The following is a 24,339-nucleotide window of genomic DNA, read 5'->3' on the forward strand; positions in this document are numbered from 1 at the left end:
CGCTCCTACAGGAGCGTCCGCTTTGTAAGAGCGGCCCTGCTCCCTCGATGCAACAATGCTCCAGGTATGCCGAAGCCTTCGCATTCTTCAATCTGTCCTTGCGGTTCCGGGCGAGCCTATACCGCCTGCTGCGGCCGCTACCATGCGGGCGAAGCAGCACCGGATGCGGAAGCATTGATGCGTTCGCGCTACAGCGCGTTCGTGTTGAAGGATGAGCCGTATCTGCGTGCCAGTTGGCATCCGGATACGTGTCCTGCCGATCTGCATCTGGACGAAGCTGATGGCTCAACGACCTGGCTAGGCCTGAGCGTGAAGCACCACCGCATCACCGGGCCGGACACGGCGGAAGTGGAGTTCGTTGCCCGTTATCGCATCGGCGGAGGACCCGCAGTGCGACTGCACGAACGTAGTCGCTTCGTTCGCGGTGATGGCCGTTGGCTCTACGTGGATGGCGATCATCTTTGACGGCAGTGCAAGGAATTAGTCCACGTTATTTGTAGAGCCGAGCTTGCTCGGCTGCTCTTGAGGAATTCCGAGATCTGCAACGAAGAGCAGCCGAGCAAGCTCGGCTCTACGAAGAGCTATCTCAAGTGGCTCTCTACGACTTCCCACCATGCAGGTAATCCAACGCCACCTGCATCAGCGACCGAAAGCCCAAATCCAGCGAAGACTCATCCAGCATGAACTGCGGCGAGTGGTTGCTGGGTGCCGTTGCCGGGTCGATGCCTTTGGCCGTTGAGCCGACAAAGAAGAACATCGAAGGCACTTCCAGCGCGTAGAACGAAAAATCCTCCGCGCCCATCTGCAACGGCGGCTCGATGACGTTCTCCTTGCCCGCCGCGGCCTGCAGGCTGGGCAGCATGCGCGCTGTCAGCTCGGGATTGTTGATGGTGGCTGGGTTGCCCGGTTGGTCAGGCACCTCCGCCACGACCTTGGCGCCATGCGCCGCGGCCACGTGTTCGGATACGTTTTTCAGGTCGGCGAAGATCTTCTGCCGCATGCCTTCATCGAACGTGCGAATGGTGCCCACCAGCTCCACGTCGTCGGGAATGATGTTGTAGCGGATGCCACCCTTGATGGCGCCGAAGGTCACCACCGCCGGCAGCTTGGCGATGTCGGTGCGACGGCTGACGACGGTCTGCGCGCTGCCGATCAAATCAGCGGCCGCCACGATCGGATCGATGCCGCCCCAAGGCCGTGAACCATGCGTCTGGCGGCCGATCACCTTGATGGCGAAGCGGTCCGATGCCGCCATCAGCGGTCCCTGTCGCACACCGATCTGTCCGGCCGGGATCGAAGAAAAAACATGCAGGCCGAACACCGCTTCCGGCTTGAAGTCCTTGAACAATCCCTCCTTCAGCATCAGCGACGCGCCGCCTTCTTCGCCGGTCGGCGCGCCTTCTTCAGCGGGTTGGAAGATCAGCATCACTTCGCCGGGCAGGTCGGCCTGCATCGTCACCAGCGCCTCGGCCACGCCCATCAGGATGCCGGTATGCGCATCATGGCCGCAGGCATGCATCACGCCGACGGTCTCGCCGCGATAGGTCGAAGTGACCTTGGAGGCGAAGGGCAGGTCATTGCGTTCGGTCACCGGCAACGCGTCCATGTCCGCACGCAACGCGATGCGTGGCCCCGGCTTGCCACCCTTGATGATCGCCACCACGCCGTGATGGGCAATGCCGGTCTTCGGCTTCAGACCGAGCGCTTTCAGGTGCTCGGCGACCTTCGCGGCGGTGCGCTCTTCGCGGTTCGACAACTCGGGGTGCTGATGGAAGTCGCGGCGCCAGGCCATCACCTTGGCTTGCAGCTTTTCGGCGGCAGCGGAGACTTCCGGGCGCTGTGCAGCAGCGGCATCCTGCGCTTGGGCAGACAGCGCGCACACCATCGACACGGCCAGCAGGGGAACAGCAAATCGAGAAGCAATGCGCATCATCGGACTCCGGACAAGGGATGCCGTGATGCTAAACCGGATAGCGATGCGTGTGGGACGTATGATAAGCGCGCGTTCCGTGCGGCGTTCTCGCCGATGGCGGTACGTCGGCCGTTACCCCACACCGGATTTCCATGTACGAACTCGCCTTGCAGGCTCTGCTGCTGTTGTTCTTCGCCGGCATGCTGGCCGGCTTCATCGATGCCATCGCTGGCGGCGGCGGCATGATCACCATTCCCGCCATGCTGCTGGCGGGTATCCCGCCGCTACAAGCGCTGGGCACCAACAAGCTGCAATCACTGTTCGGCTCCGGCTCGGCCAGTTGGAGCTACGCGCGCCATGGCCATGTCGATCTGCGGGCGCAATTGCCGATGGTGTTGATGGCGGCTTTGGGCGCCGCGCTAGGCGCGTTGCTGGCGACGGTGGTGCCAGGTGGCGTACTCAAGGCCGCGCTGCCGTTCCTGCTGATTGCCATCGCGGTGTATTTCGGCCTGAAGCCCAACATCGGTGAGCTGGACCGGCAGCGGAAGATGACGCCGTTTGTCTTCGGCCTGACGTTCGTACCGCTGCTTGGTTTCTACGATGGCGTATTTGGTCCCGGTACCGGGTCTTTCTTGATGCTGGGGTTCGTCGCGCTGGCCGGCTACGGCATTCTCAAAGCTACGGCGCACACCAAGTTTCTCAACTTCGGTTCCAACGTCGGTGCGTTTGTGGTGTTCCTCATCCATGGCGCGGTGTTGTGGAAGGTGGGTTTGGTGATGGGGGCGGGACAGTTCATCGGTGCGTATCTGGGTTCGCGGTTTGCGATGAAGCAGGGGGCGAAAGTGGTCAAGCCGTTGTTGGTCACGGTCTCTGTGGCGTTGGCGATTCGATTGTTGGCGGATCCGGCGCATCCGTTGCGGGTTTGGTTGGGTGTGTAGGCCTGTTTCTTTTGGCCCGGGAACGGCGGCCATCATCATTGAAACACCGGAGCGGCGTCCCGCCGCGAGCTCTTTGGCTTCCTGGCGATCTTTCTGGACTTGGGGTTGGGTTATAGCGGGCAGTCTTGCGCTGGCGCGGACGATTCATCGGAGCGGATGATCTACGCGCTTGCAGCGGGCGTCACTTGTTCTTTGCTTGTGCAAAGAAGCGCTTCTCAACAGCCGAATGGCTGGTCAAAGTAACCAAAAGAAAGCACACCCCAGGCGGCGCGCCCCTACGGGGTCCGCAATCGGGCCGGGAATTTTCGGAAGGCACTTGCTCGCTTCGCTTCCAAGACCGGGGCGCGCGCCTCCGGCGCTTGCCCGTTCGCCGGGGCAAAGCAGTGCTTTGCCTTTATCCGGCTCACCCATGTGCCTGCCGAAAACGACGCACATCCTGTGCGCCGCCCCTGCGGGGTTTTACCCGTCCCGCTTGCCGCGCCTAAACGGGGCCCCGAAGATCAAAAGCCAAAAGCCCACAGCCCACAGCCCACAGCCAAACCTACAGCAACGGCGCCAGCAACGGCGAGAAGCAGAACGCTTTGCCCTTCGCTCTTGCTTTTGCTCTTAGCTTTTGGGGCCCCTTTAAGGCGCGGTGGCGCCGGTGGGTACAACCCCTTGGGGCGCCGCGCACGACGCGCGGCGTTTTCGGCGGGCACATGGATGTGCCCTCCGAAAATTCCCACCGGCGACACGTACCCCGAACGGGCGCGCTGCCAGGGGCGTGCTTTCTTTTGGTTACTTTGACCAGCCATTCGGCTGTTGAGAAGCGCTTCTTTGCACGAGCAAAGAACAAGTGACGCCCGCTGCAAGCGCGTAGATCATCAGTAGCAGTGAGCCATCCGCGTTAGCGCCAGGACGGCGACAAGCCGCCATGACTCGCAAACAAAAATCCCTCTAATGCGAATACAACACCGGCAACATCGCATCGCTAAGCAGCTCGCGCGTCACCCCACCCACCGCCCACTCCCGCAAACGCGAGTGGCCATAACCACCGACGACGATCAGCTGCGCCTGCGACAGTTGCGCGTGCTCCAGCAACACTGAGGCGACCGATTGGCCGTGCGATTCGCGTACGACCCGGTTCGCGACGACGCCGTGGCGCGCCAGGTGGTCCACGATATCCGCGCCAGGCAAATCGTCTTCGTCATCGTCGGGCTCGGCGCCGGCGGGCTCCACCACCAGCACATCGACGGTGTCGGCGGACACCAGCAGCGGCAAGCTGTCGTGCACCGCGCGGGTTGCCTCGCGGCCGGGCCGCCAGCCCACCACCACGTGGCGTGGAGGTAGTGCGACGTCGCAGTGCGGCGGCACCACCAGCACAGGCCGGCCGGATTCCAGCAACAGGCTGGCGAAATAGGAATGCGTGATCTTGGCTTCCGTGCTGTCGGCTCCGCCTCCCGCCACCACCACCAGATCCGCGGCATGCGCGCAGTGGGCCGCCATCCGATACGGCTCGACGAACAGCGCCTCGACCGCAGCGACATCGCTCGACAGCGGCTCGGGCTCCAACTTCGCGCGTAGCCGCGTCACGTTGTCTTCGGCCCGGGTACGTAGCCGCTGGTAGACGTCGCTCATGGCCGCATCTGGCATGAAACCCCAGGCGCCCGTCGCCGGCACCGGCAGGTTCACTATTTCCAGCACCAGCAGATGGGCGCCCAGATCGGTTGCCAGATCGATGGCGGTGTTGAGCGCATCCACATCGCCCGCGGTAGCGGTGTTGGGAACGACGATGGTCCGGATCATGAGTGGCCTCCGATTCGATAGGTCGATACAGGCGTTATGGGCCAGGCGCCTCCTCCATCTATGTTGATCCTGGTGGCATTACCGTTCTGAGAAAGCCGCTGTGCCGTGCTCGCTTCTCCCTCACTTCCCAGGCGCAGGCTGCTGGTAAGTGCCCACCAGCTCGCCCTTGGCGAGTACATGTCCCCGCATGGCGGACAGCAGTTGGTTGCGGTCGGCGCCTGGCGGCAGGTCGAGCGGTTGGTCCAGTGCGAACACTTGGAAATGGTAGTGATGGGGCGGATCGCCTTCCGGCGGCCGGGGGCCGAAATAGCCCGGCGAACCGCGATCGTTCGCACCTTGCAGGACGCCTTCGGGCTCGGTCAGCCGTAGCTGCTCCTGCAATCCTTCCGGCAGTTCGGTAGTGGCGGCGGGAATATTCCACGCCAGCCAATGCGCGAATGGCTTGATCTGTTTCGCATCCGGGTCTTCCACGATCAGTGCGTAGGCGGCGGCACCTCCCACTGCGTTCCAGCGCAGCGGCGGCGATATACCGTCGGCGTATTCGCTGTACTGGGCGGGGATGGCCTGCCCGGGTTGCCACGCGGCGGAAGAAATCGACAAGCTGGCGTTGGCTTGGCCGGCTTTGACCTGAGTTTCCGGACGTGCCGAGGCCAAGGGCCCGCGATCGGTTTGCGTCTGGCCGCTGTCGCGCGGCCGATCAGAGGTTTGTGAGGTCATGGCTGTAGCCTTCTTGGGTCCGTTGTAGTTGACGCGATAGATGACGCCGTTGGCGTCGTCGCTCATCAGTAGCGCCCCGTCTTTGGCCACCGCCAGTCCAACCGGCCGCGCGAAATGCGTGGTGCCGCCATCGCTCAGAAAGCCGGTGACGAATGTGCCGTCACCTTGTTGCGCCATCGCACTACCGCAGCACAGCGCTAGCAACAAGCGGTACCGTGTTCGCTGTCCGGTCGATAGCAACCCACTGCGCAACGGCATTCATTCCGCGTGGTGTTCTACCTGCTAATGCGGCAAGGATTTGTCAACGGAGCGATTCTTCCCCTCTCCCTTTGGGGTGAAGGCATGCGGCTTACGAGCCATTGGCTCGTGCATGCCTGAATGCCCTGCACGCTGCGCAGGGCTGGGGCGCGAAGCGATGTGCCCGAAGAGCCTGCCCGCACTTGATACGGGATGGATGAGGGAATGGCATTGATTGGCCATCGGCCTTCAATACAAGCGGAAATGTCACGCCTCATCCGCCGCTTCGCGCCACCTTCTCCCGGAGGGAGAAGGAAAAAGCTGACGCCGATGCGCTTAGCTAATACGCATATAACGACTGTTACAGAGAACGACCCGACGTATCGGAAAATGCCATCGCCATCATGCCGGCGTTAGCAGCCTGGCGGGTGTCGTGCCGGGTGAACTGCACCACGACCGGGCAATCGCTTTCTATCAACAGTCCGTACGGCTCATCCAGCCGCACCGCTTCGGGAAATATCAGGTCGTTGACGCGGAAGACACGCACCCGCCGTGCCGCGATGGTCAGCCGGTAGGTTCCGATGGGCGAGTGCCGCTCGTACAGTACGCGGATGCGCAGATTGGCCAGCGTGGGGCCGGTATTGAGCACGCTGAACTGATCGCGGCTGGTGAACGCCGGTTCCGGTCCGTTCGAGCGAGAAGGCACGCAGCCGGCGGAAATCGCCCAGCGGCGTTTCCCAAGTGGTGCGTCACGCGAAGGGGTGCTGGGAATCATGCGGGTTTGACTCCCAGTAGTTCGCGAAGATCGCGGTTGAGGAAAGTACCCGCGGGGTCGAAGCGCTCGCGCATGTGTTTGAAATGATCCCAGCGTGGATAGCGCGGCGCCAGGTCGCGCGCCTGCAGTCCATGTTTCTTGGCCCAATGCGGGCGACCGTCGTACGCCAGGAAGATGGGTTCGATATCGCGGAAGTAATCGCGCCATGGCAGCGAACTGTTCTGGTGCAGCGACAGCGTGACCACATCGCGCCCATGCGCTGGGCTGAGATCGCTATCGTCGGCGGCCACGGTGCGGAACAGCACGCGCCAGCCGACGATGTTGCGCCAACTGTCCAGCACTCGCTGGCGCACCGCTTGAAAGCAGGCGACGCCGTGTTCGGCGGGCACCGCGTACTCGCACTCTTCGAAATGATGCGGAATGCCGCTATGCGTGGGGATCACCTGATGTCCGTAGCCGCCATGCCATTCCAGCAATCGTGCGTAAGGAAGATCGGAAGTGCCGCCGCCAGGAGGGTTGAGCAAACGGATCTTGCAGTCGTCGCGGCGCGGGTACCAATAAAAATCGAAACTGTGGTTCTCCGCCATCAACCGTTCGCAATCCTCAAGCACATCATCGGTGGCAGCGGCGTACTCCCGCCGTTCGATGTTGTAGCTGCGCACCAGTTGCAGCGTGATGTCGGTAAAAATGCCCAGCACGCCCAGGCTGACACGCAGTGAATGCAGCTTGTGAGGTTCGTTGGCGCCGATCTCGTGCAGATTGCCGTCGCCATCCACCAGCCGCACGGCAATCATCATCTGCGACAGGTTCTGCAACCGTCGCCCTGCGCCGTGCGTACCGGTACCTATGGCGCCGCCGATGGTCTGCGTGGCCACGTCGCCCAGGTTGGGCAGGGCCAGGTCATGCGCGTAGAGCGCTTCGCCCAGTTCGTCGAGCGGAGTTCCCGCGCGCACCGTCGCGCGGCGACGCATGCCGTCCACGGAAATGATGCCTTTGTACTGGCGCAGCGATATCAGCGCATCCGGCGCATCCACAATCCCAGTGGACGAATGGCCGGTGCCCACGATCCGTGCGCATCCCGACCGTTGCCTTAGCCGACGAACCAGTGCGGTCAGCTCGTCCTCCGAACGCGGGTAGTGAGAGGTGCGCGGATGCGCCGCCACACTGCCTGACCAGTTACGCCAGGTAGCGCTGGCCATGGCGCGTCAGGCCACGCTATCGGGACGAGCAACCCTGCGGGTCGCGACCCAGTACACACGGGAGAGCGTTATCACTCGGGCATGTATCGACATACATTTCCTCGTTCTTTCTTGCCCCGCACGCATCGGGCTGCGGCGGTGCCTATCCCAGCGTTACCAGGCCCTAATCCGCGGCGAAGGCGATCGTCGTCATCAGGGCGTTCTCCGCCTGGCGTGAATCCAGCCGGGTGTGCTGGACGACGATTTCGACGTCCGATTCGATGACGCTGGCATACGGCGTATCGCGAGGAACCGGCTCCGGATCGGTGAGTTCATTGAAGCGCACATGCCGGGTGCGTCGTGCGTCCACCTGCAAGCGATAGGGGCCGGTCGGTTCGCGGTCCTCGAAGTAAAGCGTGATGCTGATGTGCGCCTTGCGTTCGCCAGCGTTGAGGATGCAGCAGGTCTCGTGGCTTTGCAGTTCCGGCTCCCGCCCGTGGCTCCAACCCGGGATGTAGCCCTCCGCGATCGCCCAGCGTTTGCGTCCGATGGTCCCGTTCATGGTTCCGCTATGTATCACGGCCCAACCATAGGCGATGTGTAGATGAAAGCACCTCCCTGTCTCGCCGCGTTAACGCCCACTACCTATCCTGAATCCATTGATTTTCAGTGGAATTGTCGATGCCGAAGATCGGTTATCACGCCTCGCACGAGCAGTTCTCGCCGCGCGAACTGCTGGATCTTGTGCGGCGCGCCGAACAGGCGAGATTCGATGCGGCGATGTGTTCCGACCACTTCCACCCCTGGAGCCGCGCACAGGGCGAGAGCGGACATGCCTGGAGCTGGCTGGGCGCCGCGATGGCCCTGACCCGGCTGCCGTTCGGCGTGGTGACGTCGCCGGTCGGTCGTTATCACCCCGCCGTGCTGTCGCAAGCGGCGGCGACACTGTCGCAGCTGTTTCCCGGCCGCTTCTGGTTGGCGGCGGGCAGCGGCGAAGCGCTCAACGAAGCCATCACCGGCGAGCCGTGGCCGGACAAATCGCAGCGCAACCAACGCCTGCAGGAGGCGGCCGCAGCGATGCGCGCCTTGTGGCGCGGCGAGGAAGTCAGCTGGCAGGGCGCCATCGAAATAGATAAGGCGCAGCTGTACACGCTGCCGCCGGAGCCACCGTTATTGCTGGCAGCGGCGCTGACCGAAGCGACCGCGCGCTGGGCCGCCGGATGGGCGGACGGTCTGATCACCATCAGCCAACCAAAGCCGCAAATGCGCGCGTTGGTCGATGCGTTCCGCGAAGGCGGCGGCGAAGGCAAGCCGATATACCTGCAGGTCAAGTTGTCCTACGCGAAGGACGAGCAAGCGGCGTTGGATGGCGCCATGGAGCAGTGGCGCACGAATGTACTGCCGCCGAAGACGTCGCAGGAACTGACGACGCCAGCGCAGTACGAGGCGGCCGCCGAATCGGTCAGCGAGGACGATATCCGGCGCGCGGTGAGAGTGTCCTGCGATCTGCAGCGCCAGCTGGCGTGGCTGCGAGAGGACACCGAGATGGGGTTCGATCATCTGTATCTGCACAACGTGAATCGCGAGCAGCACCGATTCATTGATGATTTTGGTGAGCATGTTCTGCCTGGAATCGCGTAATGGGGCACTGCGTCTCTCCAGCCGATGAAGCGCCGGCGAACGCGGTCTCATCTGTAGGAGCGGCGTCCCGCCGCGAGCTCTTCGCTTCTACCGTGATCGGACAGGAAGAGCTCGCGGCGGGACGCCGCTCCTACAAGGGCCCGCGGGCTCTCGGCATGATCTGCATAGCAACACATGCAACGGTCCTGCTACGAATAAGGCTTCCGCAACCACCGATACCCATACCCATTGATCGGCACCACGCCTTCGGCAATCGGCTCGTAATCCGCATCGCTCAACGCATCGGCCATCGTTTCCACGCCTTCCTCCTGCAATCCAACCTCTACCGCATCGGGCGACAGATTCACCAGCGTGATCACATCCGATCCGCTTTCACTGTCCTCGTAGCGCAAGCCAAAAACAGAATCCTGATCCAGACGAGCCGGCCGCCAATCGCCGCCAAAGGCAGGAATCGCTACGCGCATATGGTTGGCAGTGCGGACGACGGAAAGCAGTGAATCCTTGCGCCAGAACTGCGATTCCACGTTGATCTTCGGAAACCCGAATGCACCATCGCGAATGATCGGCACCTGCAACTCGTCGGCGGCTGAGAATCCGCCGTTGTGCGTGCCGGACCACTGCATCGCGGTACGGACCGAGTTGCGTTCGGTCAGCGATAGATCATCGCCCATCCCGATCTCCTCGCCATAGCGCATGATCGGCGTGCCGGGCAAGGAGAGCAGCAACACGTGCGTCATCGCCAATCGGCGGACATCGCCGCCGAGCATCGGAGCCAATCGACGGCGAATGCCGCGTCCATAGATACGCATGTCCGGCTGCGGTGCGAACGCCTCCAGCACCGCATTGCGGTCCCGTTCCGGCAGTTGTTCCAGATCCAGTTCGTCGTGGTTGCGCAGCCACACCGCTCGTCGCGCACGCGGTTCCGGCGTCGGGTTGCGCAGCAAGGCTTCCACCAGCGGTTCGGCACGGCAGCGCGCCAACGCCAGGAAGAAATGATTGTTGGTCCAGAAATCCAGCAGATGGGTCAGACGGTCGCCATTGCTGAAGTACTCCTGATACTTCTTCACCTCGACGTCGGCTTCGCCCATCAGGATCGCGCCATGACGACGCTGCCGGGCGAAGCGATGAATGTCGTCCAACAACCACAAACCATCTTCGCGCGGGTCGGCGGCCTTGGCTCGCTCGATCATGTGGGGCACCGCGTCCACCCGGAATCCCGCCACGCCCAGCCGCAGCCAGTAGGCCATGATGCGATACATCTCTTCGCGCACGCGCGGGTTGGCCAGATTCAGATCCGGCTCGTGCGAATAGAAGGTATGGCGGTAGAACTGGCCGGCCTGTTCGTCCCAAGCCCATACGCTGTCCTCCACGCCGGGAAAGATCGGCTTCACGTCCGTCGGCTGCGGCTCGTCCACCCAGATGAAATAGTCGCGATATGGCGAATCTCGGTTGCTGCGCGCTTCTTTGAACCAAGGGTGCTGGTCGGAAGTGTGCTGCATCACCAGCTCGACCAGCACACGCAGGCCCAACGATTCGGCGCGTTCCATCATCGTAACGAAATCGGCGATATCGCCGAAGCGCGGATCTATCGTGAGATGGTCGGAAACGTCATAGCCGCCGTCGCGGAATGGCGATCGATAGAACGGCAGTAGCCACAAGGTGCTGGCGCCTATGGCGCTGATATGTTCCAGCCGGCTCTCCAGTCCGCGCAGATCGCCGCGGCCGTCGCCGTCAAAGTCGAGAAAGAGAGAAGGATCTACCTGGTAGATCAATGCGTCGTGATGCCACATGCGGAAAAGCCGAATGAGTGGCTTGTCTTGGTAACCGGTGCGGCGCTAAAAGCAGGTGATGGATGTGTGCAAGCCATTGACGTTTGTGCGTGGCGTACGCGGTGCGCGCGCTACAGCACCCGTCAACGCTTTTTTCGCATGTCCTTTCGCATCGCCTCGGCAACGCTGGCGATGTCCTGAAAGAAATGCACTCGTGCGACTTCCCGGCCGGGCGATCGCATCCGCAATATCGCGGATGGATGCCACGTCGCCATGGCGCGGGTATCGGTGCCGATCTCGCGCCATTGGCCACGTTCGCGCGTCAGCCGGAACTGATTGCCGAACAATGTCTGCGCTGCCATCGCACCCAAGGCGATCACCAGCCGCGGTTTGAGACGCAACATCTCGGCCGCGAGCCAGGGCCGGCACGCCGCCTGCTCAGCCGCATTCGCGCGCTTGTGCAGCCGTACCTTGCCGCTACGCTCGTACTTGAAGTGCTTGACGGTATTGGTCACGTACAACGTAGCGGGATCGATGCCGGCTGCGGTTAGCGCTTCATGCAGCAGTCTCCCTGCGGGACCGACGAAAGGTTGGCCTTCGATATCCTCCTGCGATCCTGGCTGTTCGCCGATGAACATCACGCGCGCATCCGGCGGACCGGCGCCGAACACGGTCTGCGTCGCATTGCGCCACAAGGGGCAGGCGCGGCAATCTTGAGCCTGCTCGCGCAGGGATTCCAGCGATCCGTCTGGGATGTGGTCGACGGGTTTGGCCAGCGGGGGAGCGAGGTCATCATCGGGAGGGCGCTTGCGCGGCATCGGGCATTCGCTCCTGCGAAGCGGTCGGAACCGATGACTCCCGTCATGACGGTTCCCTAGAAGCCGATCACAACGCAGCGCGCATCAACGCCGTGTAAAAGCAATTCATCCCAAGATGGGTGAATGACGATAAATATCATCGAAATAGGTAGGAGCGGCGTCCCGCCGCGAGCTCTTCCGCTCCGATGTTCTGAAACTTTGTGCTCGATTATGGTGTGGCGTTTAGGCGCTGACGCGGATGGCTCATTGGGGTTGATGATCTACGCGCCTGCCGCGGGGCCCTACTTTCTTTGCTCGTGCAAAGAAAGTAGGCAAAGAAACACGCCCCAGGCGGCGCGCCCCTTCGGGGTCCGCAATCGGGCCAGGAATTTTCGGAAGGCACATCCATGTGCCTGCCGAAAACGACGCACATCCTGTGCGCCGCCCCTTGCGGGGTTTTACCCGTCCCGCTTGCCGCGCCTAAACGGGGCCCCGAAGATCAAGAGCTAAGAGCTAAGAGCTAAGAGCTAAGAGCTAAGAGTCAAGAGCGAGAGCCATAGCCAACGGCCAAAATCCGGCTAAAACAACGGAAAAGTAAACCAGCGACGGAAGCAAGCTAAAAGAAGAGAAAAGCTAAAGGTAGAAGAAAAAAGACTGTACCGAGCGCCCATAGCATGAAGCCGATTGCTTATTGCTTATTGCTTACGGTGGGTACAACCCCTTGGGGCGCCGCGCAGGACGCGCGGCGTTTTCGGCAGGTACATGGATGTGCCTTCCGAAAATTCCCACCGGCGACACGTACCCCGAAGGGGCGCGCTGCCAGGGGCGTGTTGACCAGCCATTCGGCTGTTGAAAAGCACCTCTTTTGGTTACTTTTCTTTGCACGAGCAAAGAACAAGTGACGCCCGCGGCAGCGCGTAGATCATCAGTCTCAATGAGTCACCCGCGCCAGCGCCAAATCCCAAAAAAACTAAAACAAAATCTACCCACCAAACGGAAACCGCTTAGCCACCATCAAAAAAAAGATCAACAAAAACGAAATCAATGCCGGCACACCCAACGCCGCCCAACACCCCAGATACGCCGAATACTTCCTCGGCAACTCCGTGCCCGCCAGATCCGCAGCCACCGCAATATCCCTCAACCGCATCTGCAACCACACCACCGGCAACCAACACAACGCCGCAAACAGAAAAAGTACCAACGACCAATACAGCCACGGCGTCGACAGTGGCAAACCCATCTTGTGCGCCAGGTATAACCCGCTCAATGGCTGGAACACGATCGTGGTAGCAGTGAATAGCCAGTCGGCGATCACCACGTAGCGCGCGACTACCGCAACCGCGTGGGTATCGCGGCTCCAGCTGATAAAGAACAGATAGAACGCCGTGCCGATTCCCGTGCCGAACAGGAAAGTCGAGGACAGGATGTGCAGGAATTTAACGACTACCAGATCCATGCGTGTCATCCAGTTCGTGTAAGGCCAGGATCATGGCCAGCAAGGGCAGGTTCTTGAGCACCGGACCATACGGGTGTGCCCAGTATTCGGGCAGGTACAGGCTGATGATCACCGTGTAGAACACGATCAATGCCAGCTGCGCACGATAGACCCACCGCCGTCGGCGCACGAACAACGTGGCGCCGCCCAGCAGCGCGTCCAAACCTGCGGCGCCATACAGGGTTGCAATACCCAATGCGCCTTCCAGTCCGCTACGCGCCAGCAGCGCCAGGCTGGCTTCATGCGGATAGACGAACAGCGACACCCAGGCAGTGACCAGCCACATTGCCGCCACTGTGAAGCGCATTAGTGGTACCAACCAGGACAACTGAGCTTGTCGGCGCAGGGCAGGGACTTGATCGTCGGCAAGGAAGTCCGCCGCCGGTCGCGGTGTGCGCCCCAGCGCCGTGGTGAACCGTTGCGGGTCGGCGGTATTGCCGCGCTCCAGCATGCGCAGCGCCTCGGGTGTCATGACCGTGTTGGGAAAGTACGATGCCAGGCGCGCCGCGCCTACCGCCAGTGCCTGCGGAATAGAAACGAAAAACCCGCCAAAGCAGAGACGGCGCTTCAGCGCGGCCAGGTAGGCGCGCAGGGGCAACGGGGCCGGGCCGACGACATCGACCACGCCTTCGATCGCCGCACCGCCGCCATCGCCGTTACCAATGCCGCGAGCGCCTTCGATCAGACGCAGCGTTGCCTCGCAGAGATCATCCAGATGCACGGGCTGAATAGGCTGTCTTCCACTGCCGGGCAGCGGGGTCAGTGGCAGCGCCGCCAAAAGCATGAACCAACGGCTGCTGGCGCCATTGGGTGCGAACACCAGCGAAGGCCGCAGCACCACGGAACTGATCGGCAGCGCCGCCAATGCAGCATCGGCGCGCCCCTTGGAAGAAAAGTATGCGAACGGCGATTGCGGATCCGCACCCAGCGCCGAGATCTGCACGATGCGGCGAACGCCCGCTGCAACGGCGGCTTCGAACAAGGCGACGGGTGCTTTCACATGCAGTGCATCGAAAGTTTGATTTCCTTGTTCGCGGAAGATGCCGACTGCATTGACCACCACGTCGATGCCTTTCAAACGCTGCCGCCAGGCTTCGGCCGTGGTCTGTCGTGCATAGTCGGCATGAACTGTCGGCAGGCCGTCAAAGCGTGCGGCGGTCGTCGCTTCAAGCTTGCCTTCGTTGCGCACGCCCAGGACCACCGCATGTCCCGCCTCCACCAGCCGCCGGACCAACGACCTGCCAATCAGCCCGCTGGCGCCGATCACCAGGATGCGCATCGGCTGTCTCCCATCGCGGGTTGGCGGACGGTGCTGCGGCGTGCGTGCATCTCGGGATCGTTGGCGAGCGTATTGTCCACGGCGGTTATCTCCTGGCTAAGCCATCGCCGGACCGGTGCGGCCAGCAGCGGCACCAACGCGACCAGCCACTGGATCTGGGGCGAGCCGGCGAAGCATAAGCACCGCCCTTCGCTGAACCATACCGCTGCCGGTTACACGATTCATCACGCCATGTCGGTTTTCTGGGCGTGTTGGTATGAACTTGCGACGGGCAGAAATCAGCCGGCACCGATGCTGGCGAGCAAAGCGGCCGCGACAGCCGCCATTGCCTACGTGGTGGACTACTACGTCGTTCCTCCGCGGCTGAATCCTGGCTTCGACCGGCATCTCTCGGCGCGCGGAATGCTGCTGACGTATACCGCCTTCGCCGCTGGGTTGTGGGCGGCAAGCCTGGCGCGGCAACGACGCGCTGGACGGTTCACCATGCATGGCGAAGCCTCCGTCCACGCGCCGACCAGGCGGCGCGGAATTCCAGCAGTGCCGGCAGAACGCACAGCAGCAGCGCCGGTGCCAGCACCCACATCCAAACCGCGGGCGAGAAAGGCGGCTGCCGCGCCGCGAGCGTCCACCCGCGCTGCCAGGCCGTCGACCACTCCGACCCCAACAGGATCCCGAAAGCGATGATGGGCGCCATATCCAAGATGCTGTGCACGTGCTGTTCGACCGGGGAAATGACGCGGCGACCAAAGGCCCGCCGTGTGTCTACATAACCGAACACCGCGTGCACGGTCACGAGCAACAGTTCGATCGACAGCAACAACAAGCTTGGCGTCAATGCCAACCACAGCACCAAACCGGAGCCGATGACGGCCAGTTGCAGCAGATGCATCCACGATTCCGCAAGTCCTGAGGTATGCGGAAGATCGGTGCGCCGATGACACAGGAAATCGGCCGCGCCAGCGAGCAGCCACAGCAGATAGCCGCCGTAAATCAGCATGGGTGGCGAAGCTTCGATCACCGCGTCGATCACGAAGCGATGGCGGCGTCTTCCAGTTCGAACGATGCCAACGGCGCCTCCGCCGGCCCGTTGAGCACCTTTCCACTGACCGCATCGAAGCGCGAGCCGTGGCAGGGACAGTCCCACGACTTTTCCGCGGTACTCCAGCGCACGGCGCAGCCCAGGTGCGTGCAGCGCGCGGAATAGGCATGCAGCACGCCATCGCCATCGCGATAGACCGCCACGCGGTGGAAGCCACGCCGAATCACCGCGCCACTGCCCAGCGCCAATTCATCCAGCCGCTGCTGGTCGCCCGGCGCGATCCAATCACGATACTGCAGCACCACGTTGGCGTTTTCGCGCATCCATTCGCCAGCGCTCTTCACGATCTTGCGGCGCGGGTCGTACAGCTCGGTCCAAGGACTTTCGCGGCCTTGAATCAAGTCGCTGATCAACAATCCCGCGATGGTGCCGTGGGTGATGCCATTGCCGGAATCGCCAGTGGCGACATACACATTGTCCATGCCTCCTGCGTCCCGTCCGATAAACGCCAGGCCGTCGGCAGGTTCGATGATCTGGCCTGACCAGGCATGGGTGAATTCGGCGACGGCGGGGAAGCGCTCGCGCGTCCATTCCTGCAGGCGGACGTAAGCGGTTGGGTCGTCTTCCTGGCCGGTCTTGTGGTCTTCACCGCCGACGATGACCATCACCTCATTCGGGTCATCGCCACGGTCGTGCACGCGCACGTAGTGATAAGGGTCGCCGTCATCCCATATCAACGCATCGGGCACGGCGCCTCGCGGCGCGCGCCCAGCCACCACGTAGGTTCGGTACGCCGCCTGCTTGGTATGCAGGGAAACCGTTTCATGGAAGGGCACATTGGTGGCGACTACAACGGCGGCCGCGGTCAACTGCCCGCCGGTACCCAGGCCTAGCGTTGGCGAAGCACCGCCATTCACTTCGGTGACATGAGCGCGATGGAACCGCACACCACCCGCTTGCGCAGTTTCCGCCAGCGTCAGCAAATAGCCGCCGATATCGACGCGAGCCTGGTCTTCGAATCGTAGGATCGGGCCGAAACCCGGCAGTTCCGGCAGTCCGTCTTCCAAATAGTCGACGCGTAAACCGGCGCGGCGCGCGGCGCGCAGTTCCTGCTGCAGCGGCTTGCAGCTGCCGTCATGCGAGAACAGATAACCGGGCACTCTCTGGAACCGGCAATCGCGCAGCGCCGATGCCGCGATGTCTTCGATCCAATCGATCGCCGCGACGTGACTGGCCGCCGCCAGCCGCGCACCGGCTTCGCTATGCCAACGTGCCAGTTGGTAGAAGCGATCGTCCAGTGCCGACGCCAAGTGCGCCGTCGTACGGAGTGTTTCGCCTTCGCCCAGCCCTTGGCGGTCTATCACCGTGACCTGTCTTTCTTCACGCGCCAGGCACACCGCGGTGCTCAGCCCGGCGATGCCCGCTCCGATAATCACCACGTCCTGTTGCCCCACGGGCGGTGTGTCCACAAAGTGCGCCTCCGTGAATCCAGTCAACGAACCCCAGACAGGAAGCGTGCGCGCCGTCGTCATCGTTGTTACCTCCCAGGCGAACGCCATCACTGTTTTCCGAAGGCGTGTGCTTATCGATGTGTTGGCAGCGCCACAGTGCGCAACGCGGCGTGGAAGAGAAGTGAATGCCGAAGACGGTGCTGGTCGCCACGGATGGCTACTGCGAAATTCGTTCTATGCAAATTCTTTCGTAGGAGCGGCGTCCCGCCGCTCCTACAAAAGGATGAACCAACACCAGCACATCAAGCGCTTGACGCCGGCGTGCAGGCGGCGTAGCTTGCGCCTGTCGAGGCTTCCATCTCTTCATCAGGATGTAGAGATGGAATTAAAAGGGAAGCCGGTGCGGGCCTGCAAGGTCCAATTCCGGCGCTGCCCCGCAGCGGTATTTGGAAACGAACTTCGCCAATTGCACTGGTCTTCGCGGATCGGGAAGCGGCGAACAGTAGGTCCGCGTTTCGCACCAGCGCAACGCGCCGTCCATGAGCCCGAAGACCTGCCCCGACCGGAGGATCCAACGATCTTCCGTTTGACCTGGAACTTCCGAGGGGAAGCACCGGGAACGCCCGCGTGCAACTGTCCGCTGGCGATTCCCTGTGCGTTGCCGAAGCGGTTCCGGTTCGCCCGCGGGGGCGAAGGTCGTTGCGCGGTGATTCGGTCAGCGCGCCGTTCCTTCGTTCCTCATCCGAAAAACGCATGAGGAAACGCACCATGACCCAAGTGACCACGCTCGGCTTTCCGCGCATCGGCGGCAAGCGAGAACTGAAACGCGCACTGGAAGCCTACTGGCAAGACGATACGCAAGACCAGGCACTGCTGGATACCGCGCGCCAGCTGCGGCAGCGCCACTGGAGCCTGCAGCAGCTGGCGGGCGCGGACACCGTGCCCTGCAACGATTTTTCGCTGTACGACCACGTGTTGGACACCGCGTTCCTGTTCGACGCCATTCCCGACGCCTATCGCGCATTGGCCGATGCCGATCCGTTGGCGGGCTATTTCGCGCTCGCACGCGGCAGGCAAAAGGACGGTGTCGATCTGCGGGCACTGGAGATGACCAAGTGGTTCGACACCAACTATCACTACCTGGTGCCGGAACTGCACGCGCAGCAGACCTTCCGCCTGCGCGGCGAAAAACCCATCGCCGAGTTCTTGGAAGCTGTTGCGCAAGGCCATCGCGCTCGACCGGTGCTGCTGGGTCCGGTGAGCTTTCTGCGGTTGTCCAAGACCGTGGATGGCAGCGATCCGCTGGCACTGCTGGACAGGCTGTTGCCCGTGTACGCCGAGCTGCTGGCCAAGTTGAAGCGCGCCGGTGCCGAGTGGGTGCAGATCGACGAGCCTTGCCTGGTGCTGGATCTGAGCGTCGCCGAGCAGGCCGCGTATCGCACGGCTTATGCGGCGCTGGCTGGTGTTGGGCGGCCGCAACTGCTGCTGGCCACCTACTTCGGCAAGCTGGCGGACAATCTCTCTCTGACCGCAACGCTTCCCGTCGACGGCCTGCACATCGACCTGGTGCGCGGCCTGGATCAGCTGGACGACGTATTGAAAGCGCTGCCAAAGGGACGCGTGCTGTCGGCGGGATTGGTCGACGGCCGCAATATCTGGCGCGCCAACCTGGAGAACGCGCTGATCCTGGCGAAGTACGCGCAAGGCCATGTCGGAGAAGATCGCCTGTGGCTGGCGCCTTCGTGCTCGTTGTTGCACGTCCCGATCGACGCCAGCGGCGAAACCGGGTTGGATGCCGAACTGCGCGACTGGCTCGCGTTCGCACGGCAGAAGCTGGAAGAACTACGTACACTTGCCGACGCTCTGGACGGTGTGGTGGGCGCTGACGCGGCGCTGGCGCTGGCGCGTGAACGCCAGGAACGGCGCCGGCGTTCGCCACGCGTACATCGCCCCGAGGTGGCGGCGCGCTTGGCCGGATTGGACCGCGATGCATCCCGGCGTGCATCGCCTCACGACGTACGCCGCGCGCGGCAGGACGCATGGTTGAAGTTGCCGGCTTATCCGACCACGACGATAGGCTCATTCCCGCAGACGCCGGAGATCCGGCAGGCGCGTGCGCAGAACAAAGCGGGAAAGCTGTCGGATGGGGACTATGACGCCTTCATTGCCACCGAAATCGCCCGCTGCATCCAGGTGCAAGAAGAGATCGGTCTGGACGTGCTGGTCCACGGCGAATTCGAACGCAATGACATGGTGGAATACTTCGGCGAGCAGCTCGATGGCTTCGCTTTCACCCGCAACGGCTGGGTGCAGAGCTACGGCTCGCGCTGCGTCAAGCCGCCGATCATCTACGGCGACGTGCAGCGCCCGGCTTCCATGACGGTGCGTTGGACGCAGCATGCACAATCGCTGACCAGCCGGCCGATGAAGGGCATGCTGACCGGTCCGGTGACCGTGCTGCAATGGTCATTCGTCCGCGACGATCAAGCGCGTGCCAACACCTGCCGGCAGATCGCGCTGGCATTGCGCGATGAAGTGAACGACCTGGAGGCCGCGGGTATCGGCGTCATCCAGATCGATGAACCGGCACTGCGTGAGGGCCTGCCGCTGCGGCGCGGAGATTGGTCCGCCTATCTGGCGTGGGCGGTGGAATGCTTCCGCATCACCGCGTCGGGCGTGGCCGACGGAACCCAGATCCACACGCATATGTGCTATTCGGAATTCAACGACATCATCGAAGCCGTGGCCGCGATGGACGCCGACGTCATCTCCATCGAGACCTCGCGCTCGCGCATGGAGTTGCTGGAGGCGTTCGTGAAATTCCGTTACCCGAACCAGATCGGTCCCGGCGTCTACGACATCCATTCGCCCAGGATTCCCGATGACGGCGAAATGCGCGCGCTGCTGCAGAAGGCCCGCGAAGTGCTGGCGCCGGAGCAGATATGGGTGAACCCCGATTGCGGCCTGAAAACCCGCGGCTGGCCGGAAACCGAAGCCGCGCTGGTGGCGATGGTATCGGCGGCCAAGGCAATGCGGGCCGCCTAGGCAAGCCAACCTTTCTGTGGGAGCGACGTAAGTCGCGACGGAAGCATCCGGATGCTTCCGTCGCGACTTACGTCGCTCCCACAAGGACATGCCTCTAGTCAGCCGGAGGCGATAGGACAAAAGAACATACAGCCATACACTCAAAACGCGTGATCGAAGCCGACCTCGCCTTCCACGCCCACCTGGTACGCGGACACGCGGCGTTCGAAGAAGTTGGTCAGCTCCTGCACGTCCTGCAGGTCCATGAAAGGGAATGGATTGGTCGCGCCGAAATGCTTGGCGAAGCCCAGCTGCGCCAGGCGCTGGTCGGCGCAGTACTCCAGGTACTGGCGCATGTCCTTCAACGACAGGCCGGCGACGCCGCCCGACAGTGTGTCTTCGGCGAAGGCGGTTTCGCATTCCACCGCTTCGGTCAGCATCTGCACCACCTGCGCCTTGAACTCGTCGTCCACCAGATCGGGCTCTTCCTCGCGCGCGGTGCGGATGACCTCGAAGGCGAACGCCATGTGGCAGCTTTCGTCGCGGAACACCCAGTTGGTGCCGCTCGCCAAACCATGTAGCAGGCCACGCGAGCGCAGGTAGTACACGTAGGCGAAGGCGCCGAAGAAGAACAAACCTTCGATGCAGCCGGCGAAGCAGACCATGTTGAGCAGGAACTGCCGGCGCTGCTCGCGGGTTTCGACGCGGTGCAAACCCTGCAGCGAGTCGATCCACTTGAAACAGAAAGCCGCCTTGCGCTGGATCGACGGAATGTTTTCCACCGCTGCGAATGCCTTGGCGCGCTCGTTGGGGTCTGGCAGATAAGTGTCCAGCAAGGTCAGGTAGAACTGCACATGCAGTGCTTCCTCGTACAACTGCCGCGACAGGTACATGCGCGCCTCGGGGGCATTGATGTGCTGGTACAGGTTGAGCACCAGATTGTTGGAAACGATGGAATCACCGGTGGCAAAGAACGCGATCAACCGTTCGATCAGATGCCGTTCGGCGGGACCGAACTTGTGCTTCAGATCGTTGGTGTCCAGCGCGAAGTCCACTTCCTCCACGGTCCAGGTGTTGCGGATGGCATTGCGGTACATCTCGTAGAACTGCGGGTAGCGCATGGGGCGCAGCGTCAGTTCGAAACCGGGGTCGAGGAGCAGTTGGCGGGGTTGGGTGGACATGGATGCAAGGTTCTCGTTGTTTCCTTCTCCTTCAGGGAGAAGAGCCTGCCCCGTACTCGATACGGGGTGCCCCGCAGGGGCGGATGAGGGTGTGGCGAGGGCAATGGCGGTGAACGATCGTCACTCCGCCGTACCCTCACCCCAACCCCTCTCCCGGAGGGAGAGGGGCTTATGCCGTTTGGTCTGACGCGTCCCTGCGTCTCCGATGGTTCTGTTCTTTTCCAACTAGCGTGCGCCAGTCAACGCACGTAACGATCACGAACATGACGGGTAATGAACGTACTCAAGCCTTTCCCCGCGGCCGCCAAGCGTTTCATCTTGGCCACGTTGGCGGTGCCGGCACTCGCGTTGCTGTACTCGTAAACTCGATCTGAGTCGCGGAACTTCACGAATATGGATGTCGGCGTGGTCCGATAAGCCTCCACGCCGGTGTCGTCTCCCTCGTGACGGTACCGCTTCATCACAACCTCCGAGACATTCAACTCATTGGCAGGCCTCGCACGCTTCCGGATTCTCCAGCGAACAGGCGATGGCTTCCGACGGGGTGTATTCCGGCGGCGGCGCTACCGCCGAGGCTTGGCCCACCGTGGTCTTGGCGATCTTGGTGGCCGGACGCGAGCGCAGGTAGTACGTGGTCTTGATGCCTTTCTTCCACGCGTACATGTACATGGACGACATCGCGCCGATGTTCGGGCTTTCCATGAAAAGATTCAGTGATGCCGACTGATCGATAAAGGCGCCGCGGTCGGCGGCCATGTCGATCAGCGAGCGCATGGGGACTTCCCAGGTGGTCCGATAGATATGGCGCAACGCTTCCGGGATCTGCGCGATGCCTTGAATGGAACCTTCGGCCTGTTTGATGGCATCGCGGACTTCCGGTGTCCACTGGCCCAGCTTCTTCAGTTCTTCCACCAGGTAGCGGTTGATCTGCAGGAAATCGCCGGACAGGGTTTCGCGCTTGAACAGGTTGCTGACCTGCGGCTCCACGCATTCGTAGCAGCCCGCGATCGACGCGATGGTGGCGGTCGGCGCAATGGCGATCAGCAAGGAATTGCGCAGGCCATGTTGTTTGATCCGCTCACGCAACGCGTCCCAGCGCTCCTGGTTTTCCGGCTTCACGCCCCAGGCATCGAACTGCAGTTCGCCATCGACCGCACGCGTATCGCCGAAGGACGGGTGCTTGCCGCGTTCCTGCGCCAGCTCCACCGAGGTTTCCAGTGCATGCAAGTAAATGGTCTCGGCGATCTTCGCCGACAACGCGCGCGCTTCATCGCTGTCGAAAGACAGCCGCAGCTTGAAGAACACATCCTGCAATCCCATCACGCCCAAACCGACCGGGCGCCAGCGCAGATTGCCGCGGCGCGCGGATTCGATGGGGTAGAAATTCAGATCGATCACGCGATCCAACTGGCGAACCGCCAAGCGAACGGTTTCGGCCAGCTTGTCGAAATCGAAATAGCCACGGCCACTGTCCGCATCGCTGTCGAAATGCCGGCCAAGATTGATGGAACCCAGATTGCAGACCGCCGTCTCTTCGGCCGAGGTCACTTCCAGGATTTCGGTGCACAGGTTGGACAGATGGATCACGTTGCCGGCGCGCAGCGTCTGGTTGCTGGCGCGGTTGCACTTGTCCTTGAACGTCATCCAGCCGTTGCCGGTTTGCGCCAGCGTGCGCATCATCCGGCCGTAGAGCTCGCGCGCCTTGATCGACTTGACCGCCTTGCCCTGGGCTTCGGCTTGTTCGTAGGCGCGCTCGAATGCGTCGCCATACAGATCGGTGAACTCCGGCACCACGCGCGGATCGAACAGCGACCAGTCGGCGTCGGCTTCCACTCGTTTCATGAACAGGTCCGGCACCCAATTGGCCAGATTGAGGTTGTGAGTGCGGCGCGCTTCGTCGCCGGTGTTCTCACGCAGCTCCAGGAACTCTTCGACATCGGCGTGCCAGGGTTCCAGGTACACGCAGGCCGCACCCTTGCGCTTGCCGCCCTGGTTCACCGCCGCCACCGAGGAATCCAGCGTCTTCAGCCACGGCACGATGCCGTTGGAATGGCCGTTAGTGGATTTGATCAGCGAGCCGCGCGAACGCACCCGCGTATAGCTGACGCCGATGCCGCCGCTGAACTTCGACAGCTGCGCGATGTCGCCGTACTTCTGATAGATGGATTCCAGCGAGTCCTGCGGCGAATCCAGCAGGAAGCAACTCGACAGTTGCTCGTGCGTGGTGCCGGAGTTGAATAGCGTCGGCGAACTGGGCAAGTAGTCCAGGTTGCCCATGCGCCGATACAACGCCAGAGCCTCGGGTACGTCTTCGCTCAAGGCGCAGGCGATGCGCAGGAAGAACTGCTGCGGCGTCTCGATGACCTTGCGTGTGTGCGGGTGGCGCAACAGGTAGCGGTCGTACAGCGTACGCAGCCCGAAGTAATCGAACTGCAGATCTAGCGATGCGTCCAGCGCATCGTTGAGCTTGCGTGCATTGGTCTGCACGAATCCGAGCAGGCGCTCGTTGATCAGTCCGACCTCATGGCCGCGCGTGATCGACTGCGAGAACGCATGGATTTCCTGTCCCGTCACTTCCTTGGTGATGTAGCCCGCCAGCAGGCGCGCGGCCAGGCGGCTGTATTCGGGTTCCTCGGCGGTCAGCAGCGCGGCGGTACGGATGGACAACTCGTCCAGTTCGCGCGTGCTGGCGCCGTCGTACAGACCGGAAATGGTGCGCGTGGCGACGCGCATCGGGTCGATGGCGTGCAGCCCTTCGCAGTTGCGCTGCACCGCGCGGACGATCTTGTTCAAGTCCACCGGTTCGCGGCTGCCGTTGCGCTTGGTCACGCTCATCGCGGTAGCGGTGGGCGGCGGCGTCAGCAGGAATGTACTGTTGACGGCGTCATTATTGGCGGACGGGTGTTCGCCAGCGGCGACCGCCACGGTGGCCGCATCGGTCTGGGACAGGGTCTGATTCACGGGTTTTCCTCCATGCGATGCACGCAGCGGCCCGTCCCTCGCAGGCAGCGCAGGGCCGGTGGATCAGCAGGATGGGAAAGCGGCGTCGCAAGGTCAGCGACAGCGGAGATTCCGCAGCTGGCCTGCTTCACCAGCCATCTCCCCCCGGAGATTCCGC

Annotated in this window: 19 protein-coding genes and 1 riboswitch; of the genes, 4 read left to right on the forward strand and 15 right to left on the reverse strand. The window is 62.4% G+C overall.

What is annotated here, in order from left to right:
• Window positions 1-66 precede the first annotated feature (66 nt).
• Complete coding sequence (locus AB6O04_RS06485; RefSeq protein WP_368563019.1) at window positions 67-465, forward strand: YchJ family protein; 399 nt, start codon at window positions 67-69, stop codon at window positions 463-465.
• A 133-nt stretch (window positions 466-598) separates the two neighbouring features.
• Here AB6O04_RS06485 and AB6O04_RS06490 read toward each other — a convergent pair whose 3' ends face one another.
• A complete protein-coding gene (locus AB6O04_RS06490) occupies window positions 599-1,930 on the reverse strand; it encodes a M20 family metallopeptidase (protein ID WP_368563020.1) in 1,332 nt (443 codons plus the stop codon).
• Between the two features lie 134 nt (window positions 1,931-2,064).
• Here AB6O04_RS06490 and AB6O04_RS06495 point away from each other — a divergent pair, with 134 nt between their 5' ends.
• Complete coding sequence (locus AB6O04_RS06495) at window positions 2,065-2,850, forward strand: TSUP family transporter (protein ID WP_368563021.1); 786 nt, start codon at window positions 2,065-2,067, stop codon at window positions 2,848-2,850.
• A gap of 936 nt (window positions 2,851-3,786) precedes the next feature.
• On the opposite strand, the gene AB6O04_RS06500 is transcribed toward AB6O04_RS06495, so the two are convergent.
• The 5 genes from AB6O04_RS06500 to AB6O04_RS06520 form a co-directional block, all read right to left on the reverse strand.
• Window positions 3,787-4,635, reverse strand: a complete 849-nt coding sequence (locus AB6O04_RS06500; protein WP_368563022.1) for a universal stress protein — start codon at window positions 4,633-4,635, stop codon at window positions 3,787-3,789.
• Between the two features lie 120 nt (window positions 4,636-4,755).
• Entirely contained in the window at window positions 4,756-5,529 is a 774-nt protein-coding gene (locus AB6O04_RS06505) for a YbhB/YbcL family Raf kinase inhibitor-like protein (RefSeq protein ID WP_368563023.1), read from the reverse strand.
• 421 nt (window positions 5,530-5,950) lie between these two features.
• Entirely contained in the window at window positions 5,951-6,364 is a 414-nt protein-coding gene (locus tag AB6O04_RS06510) for a sensory rhodopsin transducer (RefSeq protein WP_368563024.1), read from the reverse strand.
• A complete protein-coding gene (locus tag AB6O04_RS06515; protein WP_368563025.1) occupies window positions 6,361-7,563 on the reverse strand; it encodes a D-arabinono-1,4-lactone oxidase in 1,203 nt (400 codons plus the stop codon). Before AB6O04_RS06515 ends, AB6O04_RS06510 begins: the two co-directional genes overlap by 4 nt.
• 163 nt (window positions 7,564-7,726) lie before the next feature.
• Window positions 7,727-8,104, reverse strand: coding sequence for a sensory rhodopsin transducer (locus tag AB6O04_RS06520; protein ID WP_368563026.1), 378 nt, complete (start codon window positions 8,102-8,104; stop codon window positions 7,727-7,729).
• Window positions 8,105-8,223: 119 nt separating this feature from the next.
• Here AB6O04_RS06520 and AB6O04_RS06525 point away from each other — a divergent pair, with 119 nt between their 5' ends.
• Window positions 8,224-9,183: a TIGR03885 family FMN-dependent LLM class oxidoreductase gene (locus AB6O04_RS06525; RefSeq protein WP_368563027.1), complete on the forward strand. Its 960-nt coding sequence runs from the start codon at window positions 8,224-8,226 to the stop codon at window positions 9,181-9,183.
• Between the two features lie 188 nt (window positions 9,184-9,371).
• Here the strand turns inward: AB6O04_RS06525 and AB6O04_RS06530 are convergent, their stop codons facing one another.
• From AB6O04_RS06530 to AB6O04_RS06555, 6 genes are all read right to left on the reverse strand, one after another.
• Window positions 9,372-10,973 (reverse strand): alpha-amylase family protein, encoded by a 1,602-nt coding sequence (locus AB6O04_RS06530; protein ID WP_368563028.1) that lies wholly within the window; start codon window positions 10,971-10,973, stop codon window positions 9,372-9,374.
• Window positions 10,974-11,095: 122 nt separating this feature from the next.
• Window positions 11,096-11,770 carry a UdgX family uracil-DNA binding protein gene (locus AB6O04_RS06535; RefSeq protein WP_368563029.1) on the reverse strand — a complete coding sequence of 225 codons (675 nt, stop codon included), beginning with the start codon at window positions 11,768-11,770 and terminating at the stop codon, window positions 11,096-11,098.
• A gap of 961 nt (window positions 11,771-12,731) precedes the next feature.
• Window positions 12,732-13,208 (reverse strand): DUF2269 family protein, encoded by a 477-nt coding sequence (locus AB6O04_RS06540; protein ID WP_368563030.1) that lies wholly within the window; start codon window positions 13,206-13,208, stop codon window positions 12,732-12,734.
• Complete coding sequence (locus AB6O04_RS06545) at window positions 13,189-14,526, reverse strand: SDR family oxidoreductase (RefSeq protein WP_368563031.1); 1,338 nt, start codon at window positions 14,524-14,526, stop codon at window positions 13,189-13,191. The genes AB6O04_RS06540 and AB6O04_RS06545 overlap by 20 nt, the downstream gene beginning before the upstream one ends.
• A 478-nt stretch (window positions 14,527-15,004) precedes the next feature.
• The gene (locus AB6O04_RS06550) at window positions 15,005-15,556 is read right to left on the reverse strand and encodes a hypothetical protein (RefSeq protein ID WP_368563032.1); all 552 of its coding nucleotides are present in this window, start codon (window positions 15,554-15,556) and stop codon (window positions 15,005-15,007) included.
• A complete protein-coding gene (locus AB6O04_RS06555; protein ID WP_368563033.1) occupies window positions 15,553-17,124 on the reverse strand; it encodes an FAD-dependent oxidoreductase in 1,572 nt (523 codons plus the stop codon). Before AB6O04_RS06555 ends, AB6O04_RS06550 begins: the two co-directional genes overlap by 4 nt.
• Window positions 17,125-17,348: 224 nt before the next feature.
• Window positions 17,349-17,592: riboswitch (cobalamin riboswitch) on the forward strand.
• 192 nt (window positions 17,593-17,784) lie between these two features.
• Here AB6O04_RS06555 and metE point away from each other — a divergent pair.
• Entirely contained in the window at window positions 17,785-20,061 is a 2,277-nt protein-coding gene (metE, locus tag AB6O04_RS06560) for a 5-methyltetrahydropteroyltriglutamate--homocysteine S-methyltransferase (RefSeq protein ID WP_368563034.1), read from the forward strand.
• Window positions 20,062-20,201: 140 nt separating this feature from the next.
• Here metE and AB6O04_RS06565 read toward each other — a convergent pair whose 3' ends face one another.
• From AB6O04_RS06565 to AB6O04_RS06575, 3 genes are all read right to left on the reverse strand, one after another.
• On the reverse strand, window positions 20,202-21,221 hold the full coding sequence (locus tag AB6O04_RS06565) for a ribonucleotide-diphosphate reductase subunit beta (protein WP_368563035.1): 1,020 nt from the start codon (window positions 21,219-21,221) through the stop codon (window positions 20,202-20,204).
• A 239-nt stretch (window positions 21,222-21,460) separates the two neighbouring features.
• Window positions 21,461-21,682: a hypothetical protein gene (locus AB6O04_RS06570; RefSeq protein WP_368563036.1), complete on the reverse strand. Its 222-nt coding sequence runs from the start codon at window positions 21,680-21,682 to the stop codon at window positions 21,461-21,463.
• 22 nt (window positions 21,683-21,704) lie between these two features.
• Window positions 21,705-24,056, reverse strand: coding sequence for a ribonucleoside-diphosphate reductase subunit alpha (locus AB6O04_RS06575; protein ID WP_368563165.1), 2,352 nt, complete (start codon window positions 24,054-24,056; stop codon window positions 21,705-21,707).
• Between the last annotated feature and the right edge of the window lie 283 nt (window positions 24,057-24,339).

The sequence above is a fragment of the Pseudoxanthomonas sp. UTMC 1351 genome, assembly GCF_040948865.1.
Classification (GTDB): domain Bacteria; phylum Pseudomonadota; class Gammaproteobacteria; order Xanthomonadales; family Xanthomonadaceae; genus Pseudoxanthomonas_A.